Below are 18,401 nucleotides of genomic sequence, written 5' to 3' on the forward strand. Positions count from 1 at the left end.
TATCTTGATTTTTTATTTTTATTAACCTGGATAACAGATTGAAGCATGACTAAAAAACTCTACATTAAAACCAACGGTTGCCAGATGAATGAATACGATTCATCAAAAATGGCGGATGTTTTGTTCCATACCCATGGTCTGGTAAAAACGGAAAAGCCGGAAGACGCGGATGTGATTCTTTTAAATACCTGTTCCATTCGCGAAAAAGCACAGGAAAAAGTATTTTCCCAACTGGGGCAATGGCGGGAATTTAAAAAAAACAATCCCGGGATTATCATCGGCGTTGGCGGATGCGTAGCCAGTCAGGAAGGTGCCGATATCATCAAACGGGCTCCCTTTGTTGACCTTGTGTTTGGACCGCAAACCTTGCATCGCCTGCCGGCTTTACTGGAAGAGCGCATGAAAACCCGGAAACCGGTTGTCGATATCAGCTTCCCTGAAATTGAAAAATTTGATCATTTACCGGCTCCAAGAGCGGAAGGTCCTACCGCGTTTGTGTCCATCATGGAAGGGTGCAGCAAATATTGCAGTTATTGCGTAGTTCCCTATACCCGCGGCGAGGAAATCAGTCGTCCCTTTGATGACGTTCTGGCGGAGTGTTTCCAATTGGCTGCCCAAGGCGTTCGGGAAATTAATCTTCTTGGCCAGAACGTTAACGATTACCGCGGTTTGATGGAGCAGGGAGATATCGCAGATTTGGCCCTGTTAATTCATTATATCGCCGCCATCGACGGCATTGACCGCATTCGTTTTACCACCTCCCACCCTCTGGCTTTTTCCGATAATCTCATCAACGCTTTTGCGGAAGTGCCTGAGTTGGCCAATCATCTGCATTTGCCGGTGCAAAGCGGTTCGGATCGCATACTGGCCATGATGAAAAGAGGCTACACCGCCCTGGAATTCAAATCCAAAATCCGCAAGCTGCGAAAAGTCCGACCGGATATTCGCTTGTCCACGGATATTATCGTAGGCTTCCCGGGGGAAACCGATAAAGATTTTCAGGACACCATGGATTTGGTTCATGAAATAGGTTTTGACACGTCCTTCAGCTTTATCTATAGCCCGCGCCCAGGCACACCGGCCGCCAATTTACCCGATGAGACCCCTATGGATGTGAAAAAACAGCGTTTGCAGATTTTGCAAAACAGGCTGCTGGTCAACGCGGCCCGCTACAGCCAGTCCATGGTCGGGACAACCCAGCGGATATTAATCACCGGACTGTCCAGGAAAGATGCCCGGCAACTGGCTGGACGAACGGAATGTAACCGGGTGGTTAATTTCGATGGCCCGAAAGAACTTATCGGACAGTTTACTGATATCCATATCACCGATGCCTTGCCTAATTCATTACGTGGACGATTGATTGCTCATGAATGTCACGTTGTCTGATCAAAACGCGGATAGGCAGGAATTGACGGTGCCTCATGAGTTACATGGCAAACGTGTTGATATCGCCCTGGCCCGGTTATTTCCCCGGTATTCGCGTTCCCTGTTAAGTGAATGGCTGAAGCAGGGACTGATTACCGTCAACCGCAAACAGTTGAAACCCAAGGATAAGGTATTGAGTGGCGATGTCATTCTGTTTGCAGTGAGTGATGAAACCCTTGAAAATCAAAACCCGTCCTGCCAGCCGGAAGCGATTCCCCTGAATATTGTTTATGAGGATGAATCCTTGCTGGTTATCAACAAGCCGGCGGGATTGATTGTTCATCCCGGTGCCGGAAATCCTGGCCACACCCTGGTTAACGCCCTTCTCCACCATGCTCCACAACTTGATCGGTTGCCAAGGGCGGGCATTGTCCATCGTCTTGATAAAGAAACGACAGGATTACTGATAGCAGGAAAAACATTGCCCGCCTACATGGATCTTGTCCGGCAAATGCAGGCGAGAGACATTCAACGCCAATACATAACACTGGTACATGGACACGTTATTGGCGGCGGTGACATTGCAACCCTGTTTGGCCGACACCCCAAAAACCGGTTAAAAATGGCCGTGCTGGCTCAGGGAAAAGAAGCAATAACTCATTATTCCGTCAGGAAGCACTACCATCATTTCACTTTGCTCAACATCCGGCTGTTAACGGGACGTACCCACCAGATTCGTGTTCATATGGATCATATCAACCATCCGGTCGTCGGCGATCCACTTTACGGCGGCAAATCCCGTATCGCCGGCGGGCTCGACGAGTCGTTGCGCCGGAACGTACAGGCGTTTCAACGTCAGGCACTCCATGCGGCCAGCCTTGCTTTCATTCACCCTGAAACCTCGAAACCATTGACTTTAACGGCTCCTTTGCCTGATGATTTTCAGCATCTGCTAACGCTATTGGATGATTATTTTGGCTAATATAATCGCAACATGGCCCGCCCCGGACAATATCCATGCCCTGACAACACGGAGATATCCAGGGCATAGCCTGCCTCCGTACGACAGTAATAATCTGGGTCTTCATGTGGGTGATAACCCGGATCACGTGTTGAAAAACCGCGCGGATTTGATCAGTTTTTTGAACCTGCCGAGCGAGCCGGTGTGGCTGGAACAAACGCACAGCAACCGTTGCGTCCTCGTTGAAGAGGATCCTAACCGGCAAGCCGATGCCGCCGTAACCAGAAGCCCTGATCGTGTTCTGGCCATCATGACCGCAGATTGCCTGCCTGTTATGCTTTGCAACAGACAGGGAACCGAAATTGCCGCTGTTCACGCGGGTTGGCGAGGGCTGGTCAACGGCGTGATTGACAACACTATTGTAAAAATGAAAAGCAACCCGGAAGAATTGCTGGCCTGGATTGGGCCTGCCATTTGCCCGTCTTGTTATGAAGTTGGGGAGGATGTACGATGGACTTTCCTGAACCGTTACAAATTTGCGGCGGACGCTTTTCAACCGCATCAACAAAAATGGTTAGCCGATTTACCCGGACTGGCCAGGCTCGTTCTGGAGAATGCAGGCGTTTCAGCGGTCTATTTGTCCAATTTATGCACATATGAGCAAAAAAAAGACTTCTATTCCTATCGCAGAGAGCAACAAACAGGTAGAATGGTCACTTTGGTTTGGTTTAATTAAAATAGTTGGGAATAACAACCATGTATCGTAAATTCATTTCATTATTGAGCGGGTTGCTGCTGGCAACCATGTCCTTGCATGCCATAGCGGAAGACAGCAAATCGCTTCCGTCGCTGGCGCCTGTACTTAAGAATGCCATGCCGGCCATCGTGAACGTTGCCGTTCAAGGTGTTATTCCCGCCTTCCCGCAGGCCGGTGAAGACGATGAAGATAACAGAAATCAGCGTCCGGCTCCCATGATTCCTGAAAAACCACGGAAATTTCAAAGCATTGGTTCCGGTGTTATCGTCGATCCGAAAAACGGGGTCATCATCACTAACGATCACGTCATTCGTAACGCAAACCTCATTACGGTCACCTTGAATGACGGGCGTCGTCTGAAAGCCAAATTGATAGGCGGAGACAGTGATACCGATCTGGCCGTCCTGAAAATTGACGCTAAAAACCTTAAAAGTCTGCCAATTGGTGATTCGGACAAGGCGGAAGTTGGTGATTTCGTAGTCGCTATTGGTAACCCGTTTGGTTTAAACAGCTTCGGCAACAGCCAGTCCGCGACGTTTGGTATCATCAGCGCGATGAAGCGGAGCGACTTGAACATAGAAGGCATTGAAAACTTTATCCAGACCGATGCCGCGATTAATCCGGGTAATTCCGGCGGCGCGCTGATCAATACCAAAGGCGAGTTGATTGGAATCAACACCGCGATATTATCCCCTTACGGCGGCAATGTCGGCATAGGCTTCGCTATACCTGTCAACATGGCGAAAGACGTGGTGCAGCAATTGATTCGCTACGGCTCCATCCGACGCGGCCTGATGGGTATATTCGTCCAGCACCTGACACCTGAACTGGCTCAGGCCATGGGTTACCCGGAAGATTTCCAGGGCGCGCTAGTATCTCAGGTCAACGAGCAGTCCCCTGCCGAACGCGCCGGTTTAAAAGCGGGTGATATTATTACAAAAATCAATAACACCAGAATTACCCAGGCCACTCAGGTTAAAACCACAATCAGCCTGTTACGTGTCGGCAGTGATGTAAAAATTACCGTAAAACGCGAAGGCAAGGAAATAACCTTAAACGCCGTGGTCACCGATATCAAGAAACACGAACAGGAATTGCAATCAAGCAATCCGTTCCTGTATGGACTTGCATTAAGAAACTTTGAACAGGATTCACCACTGCACGGCCATATCACCGGCATACAGGTTGTGGGCGCCAGTGAAAACAGCGCAGGCTGGCGTGCGGGATTAAGACCGGGCGACATCATCATCAGCGCCAACAAACAGGCGACGCCTAACGTGAAAACCCTGCAAACCGTATCACAAAAGAACAAGCAACAAATGCTGGTTCAGGTATTGCGCGGTGCGGGTGCCATGTATCTGCTTATCGTTTAATTCTGGCCGGTTAAAACGCCCTTCTCCCGCCCGCGGGAGAAGGGAACCTCACTCAAATGAAATGGAAGCGGTACATTCATAAAAAAAATCGCCCATGAAGTATTGACATCATTCGTGTTAAACGACAAAATCACGGCCTCTTGTGGCTATGTAGCTCAGTTGGTCAGAGCGCGGCACTCATAATGCTGAGGTCGGTGGTTCAAGTCCACCCATAGCCACCATTTCATACCAATTGCTTTCCGTTTATACTTCCATATCGCAAATTTCCAAAAAACCTATTGCATCCTTTCAAATTTGGTTATGATGTCCTAATTGATGATTTCATGGTTGTTTGATGGGTAAGATTGCATTTTTATTACTGATTTTGTGTTGCACGGCATTTAAAGTCACAGCGGCAGTAAATATCAAAACCATTATGCTGGACGGCAAACAAGTCTATGAACTTGAAGTCGGGCATTTTGCCAATGAAAATAACGCCCTGCAGCATAAACTAAAGCTGTCCTCGACCTTAAAACAACCCGTCGCTATTGTGCGCAGCCAGGATAAAAGCGGTTTTACCGTTAAAATTGGTCCGGTCGAGGACTACCAGGTTGCTTTAAATATCAAACAACTGCTAAACAGTGAAACGGAATCCCCACCGCCCGCTCAACCGAAACCGGCTGAAAAAGCAACGAAACCCGGGACGCGAAAAAAATTATGGAACCTGCGCAACGCGGATATTCGAGCGGTCATTGCAGAGGTATCGCGAGTCACCGGCAAAAATTTTATTATTGATCCGAGGGTACAGGGTAAAATTTCCATCATCTCCAGCAAACCAATGTCTGACAAGGAACTGTATCAGGTTTTTCTTTCCATGCTGCAAATATCGGGATACGCGGCGATTCCATCGGGCGATGCCATCAAAATCGTACCAAATATTGACGCCAAAACCGTCTCCTCCGATTTGTTAAGCCAGATGCGAAATCCGCCGCAAGGCGACGATATGCTGGTGGAAGTCATTCCGGTACAATACGTTCCCGCCGAGCAACTGGTTCCGGTGCTAAGGCCGCTTATGCCGCAATGGAGCAGCATTTCAGCCTACATACCATCCAACATGCTGATATTATCGGGCCGGGCCAGTAACATCAAAAGTCTGGCCAGCATCATCAAACAGGTGGACAGCTCCTCGGCGAACGGCATTGATATTGTTCCGCTGCAACATACCCTGGCTATGGACGTCGCCAACACCTTGAAAGATCTGGTCAAAACACAGCCTGGCTCGGGAGGCCGGACGCCTACCACCCTGGCTGCCGACGACCGCAGCAACTCCATATTACTTAGCGGAAGCCGAACCGAGCGCATCAGACTTCGTTTAATCATTTCCAGACTGGACAGGGAAAGCTCCAATGGTGCAAACAGCAACACCCAGGTGGTCTATCTGAATTATTTGCGAGCCCAGGATCTGGTGCCTATCCTGGCTGGCGTTGCCCAGGCAAACTTCAGCGGCACAGTCGGCACAACCATCGGTACCATCACCCGTCCCGAACTGGACAGTACAAATCCCGCATCCAGTCTGGCCAATGGGACCTCGTCAACATCTACCGGCCAGAGCGGCAATCAGACAACACCAGCGGCTACGGGCCAGACGTCGCAGGGTGCGACCCCGAACACAACCGGCGCCACGACACAAAACGAAGGCAGTACCAAACCGACGGTACAAATCATCGCGGAGCCTAACACCAACTCAATTATTATCAACGCACCGGCAACACTGATCCGAATACTGAAATCCGTCATCAGCCAGCTTGATATCAAACCGGCCCAACTGTTAATTGAAGCGCTGGTCGCGGAAGTCAATGAAAACGACATCAACAGTCTTGGTATTGAATGGGGAAGCAATCACCAGACCGGAAATCCGGCCAGCTTCAGCCCCGGGTTTGCCATCATTAACAGTCAAACCAACATTGATGATTTTCAAGCCCAGATTTATGCCCTGGCTCAACAGCGCAAGGCTAACATCCTGTCTACCCCATCGGTAGTCGTGCTGGATAATCGTCAGGCTAAAATTCTGGTCGGTAAACAGGTCTCCGTAGCCAGCACAACCTATCCGAACAACGCCGGAGGAACCACCACAGCCAGCCCTTACGTCACCTTTGAGCGAGTTAATGTCGCCCTGCATCTTTATGTCAGACCACAAATCACCCGAGGCCAAGGCATTCAGATGCAGATTGATCAGGGCAATGATACACTGGACTCATCAACGGATATCAACACCGAAAACCCCATCTTTAACATCAGCAGTATCGTTACGTCCGTACACGTTGAAAGCGGTGATATTGTCGTATTGGGAGGATTAGCCCAGGACAGCCTCGCCAACAATGATAACAAGCTGCCTATTATCGGTGACATACCAGGTGTAGGCCGACTTTTCCAGCACAACATACGTACCCGCGACAAACGGGTTTTAATGGTCTTTATCCGACCGATTATTTTAAGAAGTCAAAAAGACTCGTTTCTGGTTACCGGTACCAAATACAATGATTTACGCCAGACTCAACTTGATTTTCTGAATTCCCAGGAAGTATTTGTACAAAATAATGACGAAACGGTATTACCGGCTCTCCGGAGCGCCGAACTACCCAGACCATTCAGCGGGCCTCCCATGAATGGCGCCACGATGACCAAATAACATCATGAGCAACAACGAGAACACACCCAGACTGCCTTACAGTTTTGCCAAAACACAACGGGTTATCGCCATAGAAAAACCCGATCAGGGCGTAATACTCTATCACCTGTCCAATCCATCGCTACAGGCACTTGCCGAAGCAAAACGCCTGCTGCAACGTGACTTCATATTACAGGAAGTCAACGAGAATGAATTCCAGCAACACCTGGCACAATGTTATCAATCCAAATCATCCGTATTAGACGCCGCTATCGATATGGAAGACGATATTGATTTGTCCCTGTTTGCCGGCCAACTCCCAAACAGCGAGGATTTGCTGGAAAATCAGGACGACGCGCCGATCATCCGCTTAATCAACGCCTTGTTCACCCAGGCCATCAAACAAAAAGCCTCGGACATTCATATTGAAACGTATGAAAACCGGGTACTGGTCAGAAACCGTATTGATGGCGTACTCCATGAAGTTCTGGAAATTCAGCGAGCCATCGCTCCGTTGGTCATTTCACGGGTCAAGGTTATGGCCAGACTCGACATCGCCGAAAAACGTATCCCTCAGGATGGGCGCATTGCGCTTAGAATCGGGGGACATAATATTGACGTGCGGGTTTCAACTCTGCCATCGAATCACGGCGAACGGATTGTGTTAAGGATTCTGGACAAGGAAGCCGCCCAGCTTAATTTAAGTTTGCTGGGTATGCCGCAACATACGTTAAAGGCCATGCGCAAAATGATTGCCCAGCCGCACGGCATTCTTCTGGTTACTGGCCCCACGGGCTCCGGTAAAACCACCTCCCTGTATGCCATGTTGACGGAGTTAAATGAAGTCAGCCGTAATATTCTGACTATCGAAGACCCTATCGAATACGACTTGCCCGGCGTTGGCCAGACCCAGGTCAACACCAAAGTGCAAATGACCTTTGCCAAAGGCTTGCGGGCGATATTACGGCAAGATCCGGATGTGGTCATGATCGGGGAAATCCGTGACCTTGAAACCGCCGAAATCGCCGTACAGGCCAGTTTGACCGGCCATCTGGTACTTTCCACCCTGCACACCAATAGCGCTCTCGGCGCCCTTACCAGGCTTCGCGATATGGGCGTGGAATCCTTCCTGCTCTCATCCAGTATTGTCGGATTGATTGCCCAGCGGCTGGTCAGAACCCTCTGCACCCATTGCAAAACTCCGCACGAGCTTCGCAAGGATGAAAGCGAGTTAATGGGTCTGCCGCAAGCCAAAGCAGGCACAGTCATTTTTGAACCGCATGGCTGCTCCGAGTGTAATCAATTAGGCTACCGAGGCCGCACCGGGATTTATGAATTGATTGAAATCGATGAAACCCTGCGCGGCATGATCCATCGCAATGAGAACATCCAGACGCTGGAAAATCATTTACGTCCCACCAATCCGTCTATTCGCGAGGACGGTTTTAAACGGGTACTCGCCGGAGATACGTCACTGGCGGAAATTCTGCGTGTAACCAGTCAGCACTAGGCTCTGTGAACCAGTTTTTTCGCAAAGCGAAAATGTGGATAATTGAGTGCCATTATGTCTTTGAATGAGGCGAGTAGCTGGCTCTATTTAACGAATTCAAAGACATAATGGCGCCAATTAGCCGTATTTGCAGCTGTGAAAATTTTTGTTCACAGAGCCTGGTCTCTGTGAACCAATTTTTCTTCGCACCATTTTTTTGCGAAAAGGCAGTAGCCCGTAAGGAGGCCTGCGGTCGTATTGCGGGTTTGATATGCCAATCAGGAACGTTTTCCCGCATTTCGGCTGCGCCTTCATGACGGGCTACATGACATTATTATTTGTTGGGCAACAATAGTTGCCTTGTTTTCGATCGGAAACAAATTGGTGCACAGAGCCTAGGGCACCGAATGAGCTAAAATTGGACGGCAACATATCATCCATTTTTTGGATTGTGTCTAATTTCAAGCTTGATTTTTTCATACCCCCTTGTTGACGAAGCCCCTTTGCTCGCCTGGCAATCAATGCACTAGGGCGTGTCCTCATTCTGTTTCGCGAGCTAAAAGTTGGGATAATTTAGAGCAAATTGCAGATTGAATGAGGAGAATAGCCAGCCCTATTTGACGAATTCAAACTGTAATTTGAGCAAATTAGCACAGGTTTTAGCCGTGATACAGAATGAATACACGCCCTAATACGTTTAGGAATTTTTGCTTGTGGATGTTTATCCATTACTTGCTCCAGGACGCGATCTTTATGAGTTAAAATTAACTCCCGGGTATCTTTCATTCGCTGGGTAAACGCCCCTTTTTTTATACCTAACTCCTCTTCAAGAAGAGTAAACTGATTTAAGCCTATTTTGGCAAAAGTATAGCGGTCTCCTATCCTGAAAGAAAAATCTTTATGTAAACTTTCATAAATCGCTGTGCATAGAAGATCATAAAATGGCGCAAGTTCGTTTTTATTGTTAACCAGCAATAAGGAAAGGTTCTTGGAGTGGCTGTCGTTATTTCCAATAAGTAGATTAAAACTTATCCAGGATAAAAACTCCTGTAAGGCATGAATACGTTTGGTTGCTGTGACATTATTAAGTAATAATTCGTAATTGTTTTTGATACTCGGTCCGTCTTTAAACTCATACTTTGCTTCACTCACGACTCCTTGCGCCTGGCAAAAATCTTGTTGATGCAATCTGTGCACCACCTTGATTTTCGTAAAAAACATAAAGAGATTTCATGGCTCCATCTCAAGTATAACTTTAAAGCCCAAAACTTTAGACATCTTCAAGATTGTTGATAGCTGAACGTCGGTTTGGCCCAGCTCTATACGACTAATACCATTATGAGAAAGATTACAAAAGGCAGCCAGCGATTTTTGGGTTATTTTCAACTGGTGCCGCTTTATTTTAAGTACTTCCGCTAATTCTTCTACGCTATTAATAATATTTTTATTCATAAACCGAACCCAATAATTCTCACTGTAATGAGAATAATTGCGAATTTAGATTATTTTGCAAAAATTTCTTATTATAGTGAGAATTTGTAACGTAAAAGAGCGAATACGCTATGAAATACCCTTAAAATGAGAATTTGAAAATCCTGATCCCTCTTCCTCAAAAGATTCTGATCATATAGTTTCCTGTAGCCCGCCATGAAGGCGAAACTGAAATGCGGGAAAACGTTCACTTATTAGGCGCTCACCTGCAATATTGGCACATGGAACCCGCAATACGGCCGAAGGGCTCCTTTTTTATCTATTTATTTATATATAGATAAAAAAACAATTAATGTATTATTTTAAGTCATTCAATGTCTGCGAATCCAGGGTTTTTTGACCATTCATCCTAATCAGATTGGAGGTTGAGCCCCTGGCGCCTATATATCCATTCATTTTACAGATTTCCTTTACGCCTTTTTTTTGCTAAAATAAAAACAACTTGATTTTATTTTAATTATCATGTCTAAAAACAAATGGCAAAGATTACATGAACGTTATCATTCTAAAGAAGATGAAGGAATAATTAAATACGGTAAATATTTTGAAGAAAATATATTCAATTATTTAACTCAAGAACATAATCCTGAGGGTGAGAAAAATCAACCGGGTAAAATAATACAGGAGGCTAAAAGCACTCTTGGAAAATTATCCAGAATACTGGACGCATTTGACTTTCCGGTATTATCCTACGAGGAAATAAAGGAAATTAGCAGTAAACCTAACGGATTAAGAGCGTATATGCAGGAATATATAGACGAAATTTTACCCGTTTTACTAAACGATGAGCATTCAGGTCTTAATGACAGGATTATTGAAGCTATAGGTGAAGAAAACTATCACGCTATTTTAGAAAGCCCTGAAGTGAATGGCAATTCGGAAGAAGTTGCCATGCAGTTTGTAAAAGCATCCATGTTAAGCTATGGACAAAGAGTTTTGGATAAAATTGAGGATGAACATTTAAAAGTAGAAGCATTTAACTCTTTTCTCCCCTCCATGGAAAACCTCGCCAAAGATATTTCCTTGAAGGGATTGGCTGATGAAAAGAAAAAAATGGACTTAGTTGATTTACACAAAATTTTACTGAATTTTAAAGCACTAATGAATGAAGCAACAGAACAAAAAATAAATATCCCCAGTTCAGACGTAATTAATTCAAATCTTGATACGGCTCTATATTGGTTAGATCCACACAATGAAGATATTGTAGACTTACCAGTAGAAACAAAACATAATAAGGCAACAGAGCAATACGATAAGGCTGTAAAAATTTTTCTAGATGGTGCTGAGAATGCTCTACAGACCAGCCCATCCAAACCACAGGTTAATTTTTTTGTTCGAGTTGTTCGATTCCTTACAGGAAATGAACAATTATTACAAAGTAAAGATGAAAAACGTTATGAACGCCAGAGAACGTTGATTTCAAATCTTAATGATTTAAAATCCAAACTGGAAAATTCCGAAGAACTTGAACAGGAGCAACCACACGAGGATTCTTCGTTCAAACCCTGAAGTTCGGCGCAAAAAATAAGCTGAGGGTAGCCCGCATGAAGCAAAGCGTAATGCGGGGAAATACGCCAAATTCACGCCTCTCTCCCCGCATTGCACACGAACTACTTTTAATCCATTACTTTACGCCAGGTGGTGCCTTTTGCCCCGTCTTCCAGCTCGATGCCGGATTTTGTCAGGAGATCCCGGATTTCATCGGCACGCGCCCAGTTTTTATCACGACGGGCTTGCAGGCGCTCCTCGATGAGGCGCTCTATATCAAGACGTTCCTCGTCGTTCAACCCCGACTTCAGAAACTGCTCCGGTGACGATTGCAGTATGCCCAGAATCCCGCCCAGATGATGCAATGTCTGGCCTAGTTCCGGATCATTGCTTTTGTTGACTTCATGACTCAATTGAAACAGAACCGACAAGGCGACCGGCGTGTTAAAATCATCGTTCATGGCATCATTAAATTCCGCCACCCAGCGCTCAGCCAGGGGCTGGGAGGAATCAACGGACGGAATATCCTTGATGCTTTGATAGAGACGGGTTAACGCCCTGGCGGCATTATGGAGATTTTCTTCCGAATAGTTCAGCGGGCTGCGATAGTGGCTGCTTAACAGAAAATAACGGATAACCTCGGGATGATGCTTTTTCAAAACATCCTCGATGGTTAAAAAATTCCCCGTTGATTTGGCCATTTTTTCATTATTAACCTGTAACAGCCCGACATGAATCCAGTAATTGGCAAACGGTTTGCCGCTGGCCGCCTCGCTCTGTGCGATTTCATTTTCATGGTGGGGAAACTGCAAATCCAGGCCACCGCCATGAATATCAAATTGCTCGCCTAACTCTTCCATCGACATAGCCGAACATTCAATATGCCAGCCAGGCCGTCCCTCTCCCCATGGCGAAGGCCAGCTCGGCTCACCCGGCTTGGCTCGCTTCCACAACACAAAATCAAGAGGCGAACGCTTTTCTCTAACCACCTCGACTCGGGCTCCGGCGATTAAGCTGTCCGGATCCTTGTTGGACAATTTTCCGTAATCCTTAAACCGTTCCACCTCAAAGCACACGTCGCCATTCTCGCTGATGTAAGCGTATTCGTTGCGGAGCAGGCGTTCGATGAGCTTGATGATGGAATCAATATGGCCTGTGGCGCGTGGCTCGAGATCAGGCGGGAGAATTCGCAACGCGCTCGCATCCTCGTGCATGACGTTGATGTAATGATCCGTCAATTCTTCAATGGGCTGCTGACGCTCATTGGCACGCACAATGATTTTATCATCAATATCCGTGATATTCCGGACATACGTCACATCATAACCCTGCGAGCGTAAAAAACGGACTATCACGTCAAAAGACACCATGGAACGGGCATGGCCAAGATGACACCGGTCATAAACCGTCACCCCACAGGCGTAAAGTCCGATTTTTCCGGGTTTAATCGGCTTAAAAACCTCTTTTTTACGTGTTAAGGAATTATATAAATGCAACATGCCTGCCCCTTAGCTTGTTTTACTCCAGGTGTCTTTTAAACTCACCACACGATGAAACGCCCGGATCTGATTATTCGCAACCGAGTTAACACAATAATATCCAAGACGCTCAAACTGGAACACGTCATGGAGAGCCTGATTAGCCATGGCCGGCTCACAAAGCGCTTGGCCGGTTTGCAGGGAATCTTCATTGAGAAACTTGAGAAAATCCTCTTCACGAGCCGGATTGGAGTCATGAAACAACCGATCGTACTGATAAATGGTAACCGGATACGCGTGCAGACAGGATACCCAGTGGATAACCCCTTTGACTTTTCTATCCTCGGGGTTTTTACCTAGCGTGTCTTTATCATAGGTACAATAAATTTCACTGATCCGGCCGTTGTCGTCATGTACGACTCTATTGGCCCGAATCACATAGGCATGCCTTAAACGCACTTCCTTGCCCGGCGACAGACGAAAATAACCCTTGGGCGGATTTTCCATAAAATCCGAACGTTCGATATAAATTTCCCGGGTGAACGGTAATATCCGTACCCCTGCCTGCGGATCTTTCTGATGAAACGGGGCCGATAATTCCTCGACCTCGTTTTCCGGGTAATTTTCAATAATAACCTTGACGGGATCCAGCACGCAAAGCGCTCGCTTCGCTGTTTTATTGAGTTCATCGCGGACACATTCTTCCAGAACCGACATATCAATGACGGAATCGCTGCGCGACAAACCGATCACCTCGCAAAATTGCCGGATAGCCGCCGGCGGATAGCCTCGTTTGCGCATACCTCGCAATGTAGGCAGGCGAGGATCATCCCAACCGTCGACAATACCTTGCTCGACTAAAAACCTCAGCTTGCGCTTGCTCGTTATCGCGTGCGACAGATTAAGTCTGGCAAATTCGGTTTGCTCGGGTTTGGCAGGAACGGGCAAATTATCAATCAGCCAGTCATACAACGGGCGATGATCCTGAAATTCAAGTGTACAAAGGGAATGGGTAATATGTTCCAGCGCATCGGACAGAGGATGCGCGTAATCATACATGGGATAAATACACCACGTGTTGCCGGTGCGTTGATGCTCGGCGTGACGGATGCGATACAACACGGGATCCCGCATATTGATATTGCCGGATTTCATATCGATACGGGCACGCAAGACGTGCGCCCCATCCGCAAATTCCCCTTGTTTCATGCGTTGAAACAAATCAAGATTTTCCTCAACCGGACGGTCACGATAAGGGCTGTCCTTGCCCGGTTCCTGTAACGTGCCGCGGTATGCCCTGATTTCCTCCATACCAAGACTATCCACGTACGCCTTGCCTTCCCTGATGAGAAGTATGGCGTAATCATACAACTGCTGATAGTAATCGGAGGAATGCGTCATGGCGCACCATTCAAACCCGAGCCAACGCACATCCTCGATGATCGCGTTGACAAATTCTTCCTCTTCCTTGATGGGATTTGTGTCGTCAAACCGTAAGTAACAACGCCCGCCAAATTCCTCGGCCAATCCAAAATTCAAACAAATGGATTTCGCATGCCCTATATGCAAATAGCCGTTCGGTTCCGGGGGAAAACGGGTAATCACCTTTTTATGTTTACCGCCGGCCAGATCCTCACTAATCATTTGTCTAACAAAATGTGCTCTTTTTTCACTGCTTTCTGTCATAATTTTATCCGTTACTGATGATCCATCGCTCGCCGCATGTCACCTATTAACGCCGCCCCCTCTGCAATAAAATCACCTTGCTGACCGTAAGACTCGAACATCCGGTCGATAAGCGCCGCCCCTACTATCACCCCATCCGCAAAGTCGGCTACCCGGGCTGCCATATCGGGTGTTTTAATACCAAAACCAACCATTAAAGGCAATGAGGTCTGTGATTTACGGTGCTGGTATTGCGTTTTAACATCCTCCAGTTGAAAACTGCCGGCTCCGGTAACCCCTTTCAAAGACACATAATACAGGTAACCACCACCGTAACGATTGATCAAATCCATGCGTTTGTCGCTGGTGGTGGGGGAACAAAGATAAATATTATGCAGCCCTTCCTCTTGCCAGATGGCCGCCGTTTCCTCACTTTCCTCCGGTGGCAAATCGACCAGGATCGTGCCGTCCACACCGGCTTTTCTCGCCTTTTCGGCAAAACGGCGATATCCATAGGCTTCCACCGGATTCAGATACCCCATCAAAATCACGGGCGTTTGCTTGTCCTGCTCACGAAAGGCGGCAATCATGTCCAGGACATGATCCGGGGTTATGCCCTGTTGCAAGGCACGTTCCATGGCCGCCTGAATCACAGGCCCTTCGGCCATGGGATCGGAAAAGGGGATGCCGATTTCCAGAACATCGGCACCGGCCTTAACCAGCGCGTGCATCAGACTCACCGTGCTGTCTGCCGTCGGATCACCTGCCGTAATGTAGGGGCTTAACATTTTTCGGTTACTGCTCTGTAATCGTGCCAGTGTCGCGTCAATTCGATTCATAAACTATTTTTCCTGAACGTTATAACGTCAAACCATCAATATGGGCTATGGTCTGCATGTCCTTGTCGCCTCTTCCGGACAAGTTAACAATAATACGTTGTGACGGCGTCATGGTTTTGGCCAGCTTCATGGCATAGGCTATCGCATGACTGGACTCCAGAGCCGGAATAATCCCTTCAACCCTGGTCAGGGTACGAAACGCGTCCAGTGCCTCCTGATCATTAATCGGAACGTACTCAACCCGTCCGGTGTCTTTCAGATAGGCATGTTCCGGACCAACACCCGGGTAGTCAAGACCGGCTGAAACGGAGTAGGTGTCTTTAATTTGCCCATATTCATCGGCCAGCAGATACGTCCGGTTCCCGTGCAGTACGCCGGGCTTTCCGGCTATCAGGGATGCCGCGTGCTCACCGCTCTCTATCCCTCTTCCGGCCGCTTCCACGCCGTACATGGCCACGGAATCATCCTTCAGGAAAGGATAAAAAAGGCCAATGGCGTTCGAACCTCCTCCGACGCAAGCGACCAGCGCATCCGGTAACTGCCCGGTTTTCTCAAGCATTTGAGCACGCGCTTCCTGCCCTATAATCGCTTGAAAATCCCTGACCATTTTAGGATAGGGATGCGGTCCGGCGACCGTACCGATAATATAAAACGTATTATCTACATTGGTAACCCAGTCACGCATGGCTTCATTCAAGGCGTCTTTTAGCGTTCTGGAACCAGCCGTAACCGGCACCACCCTTGCACCCAGGAGTTTCATACGATAAACGTTGCTGGCCTGACGTTTGATATCTTCCTCACCCATATAAACGACACATTCCAGCCCCAGTTTGGCCGCTACCGTCGCGGATGCGACACCGTGCTGCCCCGCGCCTGTTTCGGCGATAATTCTGGTTTTGTTCATGCGGCTGGCCAGCAAGGCTTGTCCGACCGTATTATTAATTTTATGCGCGCCGGTATGGTTCAAGTCTTCACGCTTCAGGTAAATCCGGGCACCGCCGGTCTGTTCACTGAGCCGTCTGGCATAATATAGCGGCGTCGCGCGTCCGACATAATCCTTTAATTCCAGAGCCAGCTCGGCCAGAAATTCGGGATCCCGGCTATATCGTTCATAAGCCTGCTGTAATTGTTGCAAGGCTTCCATCAAGGTATCGGCGACAAAAATTCCGCCATAAGGCCCAAAATGGCCCCGTTCATCGGGAAGATCGTAACTGCTCATCTTCTGTCTCCCAGGCTCTGTTGAGTATTCATTTTTGGCGTAAAATTGTGGACGATGGTGTGTCATTTTACGTTTGAACGAGGCGAATAGCGAGTTCTAATTAACGTATCCAAGCCACCATGGTACCGGTTAACTGCCTTTACAACTGCGGTAATCTTTTAAAGCCTGAACAAATAAATTCATTTTTTCATGACTTTTAATACCCGGTGATAATTCCACACCGCTACATACATCCACAACCTCCGGATGGCAGGCTGCAATGGCCTGCCTGACATTGGACGCATCCAGTCCCCCCGCCAACATAAGAGGCTTGCTTCTCTGTTCAGGAATTATTTCCCATGCAAATGGTTGCCCGCTACCACCGCGTGCCTCACATGGCGTATCGATCAAAATAGCCGTAGCACTTCGATAATTATCCATCGCCTCATTGATAACGCCGGACGATAAGGCGGGCACCGCTTTAATATACGGACATCGGAATTGCTCGCAAAACGCCGGTGATTCCTCACCATGAAATTGCAGCCATGATACAGGCAGCTCCTGCAAAATCCGCGTGACAAACGCAGCGTCCGGATTAACGAGTACCGCTACCGTGTCCATGAAAACCGGTACCGATGCCAGCAACGACTTCACCCGCTCTATGGTAACAAAACGGGGGCTTGACTGATGAAATATAAACCCGACGGCATCAACCCCCAGGCGATGGGCATACTCGATGTCTTCACGGCGTGTCATACCACACATTTTTACCCGTACCATTCTCACCGCTCCCCAAGAAACAAGGGACCCGGCGGCATCTGAATGACGCCAAACTCTTTGGGATAATGCACCGCAACCAGGTACAGGCCATAGGGAGGCGCTGTCTCGGCACCTAACTTTCGATCTTTGGCCTGAAGCACTTCAGCCACCCACTCAACCGGTTTTTTACCGGAGCCAACCGCTATCAACACACCGGCAATATTGCGCACCATATGGTGAAGAAACGCGTTGGCCGTTATGTCAATCACAATCAAATCACCAAAACGATTGACCTGTAAGTTATGGACGTTGCGCATGGGCGTGTTGGACTGGCACTCCACGGATCGAAATGACGTAAAATCATTCTCGCCAAGGAGACATTTCCCCGCCGCAGCCATGGCGCGATGATCAAGCAATCGGTATTGCCAGGTCACATTGCAGCGTAACAACGCCGGCCTTATTGAGGCGTTATAGATAATATAGCGGTAACGACGTGACAGAGCCGAATAGCGAGCGTTAAAATCGCCGGGCATTTCCCGTCCCCACTTGATACAGACGTCTTTTGGTAAATAGGAATTGGCACCATGAATCCAGGATCGGGTTGACCGTTCCTTGTCGCAGTCAAAATGGATAACCTGATTGGTTGCGTGGACGCCCGTATCGGTTCTGCCGGCACAAACTACGCTGATTGGGGTATCTGCCACACGACCGAGTGCGGATTCAATTCTTTGTTGAATGGTATGAAGACCCGGCTGCTCTTGCCAGCCATGATATTGGCTACCATCGTATTCGACCCCTAAGGCAATACGCATGTGCTTTTCCTGCCTAAAACGCAGACTGTATAACACCGGATTGCGTTTGTCCAGTTCTGAAAACAGTTTGGGC

At 47.8% G+C, this 18,401-nt stretch carries 15 protein-coding genes and 1 tRNA gene; 8 read left to right on the forward strand and 8 right to left on the reverse strand.

Features of this window, described 5'->3' with window-relative positions; translation table 11 throughout:
• The first annotated feature begins 45 nt into the window (after nt 1-45).
• The 7 genes from miaB (at nt 46) to lspE (ending at nt 8,616) form a co-directional block, all read left to right on the forward strand.
• Nucleotides 46-1,389 (forward strand): tRNA (N6-isopentenyl adenosine(37)-C2)-methylthiotransferase MiaB, encoded by a 1,344-nt coding sequence (gene miaB, locus CKW05_RS08750; protein ID WP_058484199.1) that lies wholly within the window; start codon nt 46-48, stop codon nt 1,387-1,389.
• Nucleotides 1,370-2,350: a 23S rRNA pseudouridine(1911/1915/1917) synthase RluD gene (gene rluD / locus CKW05_RS08755; RefSeq protein WP_058484198.1), complete on the forward strand. Its 981-nt coding sequence runs from the start codon at nt 1,370-1,372 to the stop codon at nt 2,348-2,350. The genes miaB and rluD overlap by 20 nt, the downstream gene beginning before the upstream one ends.
• Nucleotides 2,343-3,065: a peptidoglycan editing factor PgeF gene (gene pgeF / locus CKW05_RS08760; RefSeq protein ID WP_058484485.1), complete on the forward strand. Its 723-nt coding sequence runs from the start codon at nt 2,343-2,345 to the stop codon at nt 3,063-3,065. Before rluD ends, pgeF begins: the two co-directional genes overlap by 8 nt.
• 68 nt (nt 3,066-3,133) lie before the next feature.
• Nucleotides 3,134-4,459, forward strand: a complete 1,326-nt coding sequence (locus CKW05_RS08765) for a Do family serine endopeptidase (protein ID WP_408607008.1) — start codon at nt 3,134-3,136, stop codon at nt 4,457-4,459.
• A gap of 144 nt (nt 4,460-4,603) precedes the next feature.
• Nucleotides 4,604-4,680 (forward strand) — tRNA-Met (locus CKW05_RS08770).
• 113 nt (nt 4,681-4,793) lie between these two features.
• A complete protein-coding gene (gene lspD, locus CKW05_RS08775; RefSeq protein ID WP_058484196.1) occupies nt 4,794-7,127 on the forward strand; it encodes a GspD family T2SS secretin variant LspD in 2,334 nt (777 codons plus the stop codon).
• A gap of 4 nt (nt 7,128-7,131) precedes the next feature.
• Nucleotides 7,132-8,616 (forward strand): GspE family T2SS ATPase variant LspE, encoded by a 1,485-nt coding sequence (lspE, locus tag CKW05_RS08780; protein ID WP_058484195.1) that lies wholly within the window; start codon nt 7,132-7,134, stop codon nt 8,614-8,616.
• A gap of 552 nt (nt 8,617-9,168) precedes the next feature.
• On the opposite strand, the gene CKW05_RS08790 is transcribed toward lspE, so the two are convergent.
• Both CKW05_RS08790 and CKW05_RS08795 read right to left on the reverse strand, forming a co-directional pair.
• On the reverse strand, nt 9,169-9,816 hold the full coding sequence (locus tag CKW05_RS08790) for a HipA domain-containing protein (protein ID WP_058484193.1): 648 nt from the start codon (nt 9,814-9,816) through the stop codon (nt 9,169-9,171).
• Nucleotides 9,817-9,825: 9 nt separating this feature from the next.
• Nucleotides 9,826-10,047 carry a helix-turn-helix domain-containing protein gene (locus tag CKW05_RS08795; RefSeq protein ID WP_058484192.1) on the reverse strand — a complete coding sequence of 74 codons (222 nt, stop codon included), beginning with the start codon at nt 10,045-10,047 and terminating at the stop codon, nt 9,826-9,828.
• 501 nt (nt 10,048-10,548) lie between these two features.
• On the opposite strand from CKW05_RS08795, the gene CKW05_RS08800 reads away from it, so the two are divergent.
• Nucleotides 10,549-11,598: a hypothetical protein gene (locus CKW05_RS08800; RefSeq protein ID WP_058484191.1), complete on the forward strand. Its 1,050-nt coding sequence runs from the start codon at nt 10,549-10,551 to the stop codon at nt 11,596-11,598.
• Nucleotides 11,599-11,705: 107 nt separating this feature from the next.
• Here the strand turns inward: CKW05_RS08800 and cysS are convergent, their stop codons facing one another.
• The 6 genes from cysS to truA all read right to left on the reverse strand — a co-directional run bounded on the left by cysS (nt 11,706) and on the right by truA (nt 18,328).
• Complete coding sequence (cysS, locus tag CKW05_RS08805; protein ID WP_058484190.1) at nt 11,706-13,076, reverse strand: cysteine--tRNA ligase; 1,371 nt, start codon at nt 13,074-13,076, stop codon at nt 11,706-11,708.
• Nucleotides 13,077-13,085: 9 nt separating this feature from the next.
• Nucleotides 13,086-14,741 (reverse strand): glutamine--tRNA ligase/YqeY domain fusion protein, encoded by a 1,656-nt coding sequence (locus CKW05_RS08810; RefSeq protein ID WP_058484189.1) that lies wholly within the window; start codon nt 14,739-14,741, stop codon nt 13,086-13,088.
• Nucleotides 14,742-14,752: 11 nt separating this feature from the next.
• Nucleotides 14,753-15,559 carry a tryptophan synthase subunit alpha gene (gene trpA, locus CKW05_RS08815; protein ID WP_058484188.1) on the reverse strand — a complete coding sequence of 269 codons (807 nt, stop codon included), beginning with the start codon at nt 15,557-15,559 and terminating at the stop codon, nt 14,753-14,755.
• 19 nt (nt 15,560-15,578) lie between these two features.
• Nucleotides 15,579-16,778 (reverse strand): tryptophan synthase subunit beta, encoded by a 1,200-nt coding sequence (gene trpB, locus CKW05_RS08820; RefSeq protein ID WP_058484187.1) that lies wholly within the window; start codon nt 16,776-16,778, stop codon nt 15,579-15,581.
• Nucleotides 16,779-16,907: 129 nt separating this feature from the next.
• Nucleotides 16,908-17,537 carry a phosphoribosylanthranilate isomerase gene (locus tag CKW05_RS08825; RefSeq protein ID WP_231950422.1) on the reverse strand — a complete coding sequence of 210 codons (630 nt, stop codon included), beginning with the start codon at nt 17,535-17,537 and terminating at the stop codon, nt 16,908-16,910.
• A gap of 2 nt (nt 17,538-17,539) precedes the next feature.
• Nucleotides 17,540-18,328, reverse strand: a complete 789-nt coding sequence (gene truA, locus CKW05_RS08830) for a tRNA pseudouridine(38-40) synthase TruA (RefSeq protein WP_058484186.1) — start codon at nt 18,326-18,328, stop codon at nt 17,540-17,542.
• Nucleotides 18,329-18,401: the final 73 nt, after the last annotated feature.

Source organism: Legionella spiritensis (assembly GCF_900186965.1).
GTDB lineage: Bacteria > Pseudomonadota > Gammaproteobacteria > Legionellales > Legionellaceae > Legionella_C > Legionella_C spiritensis.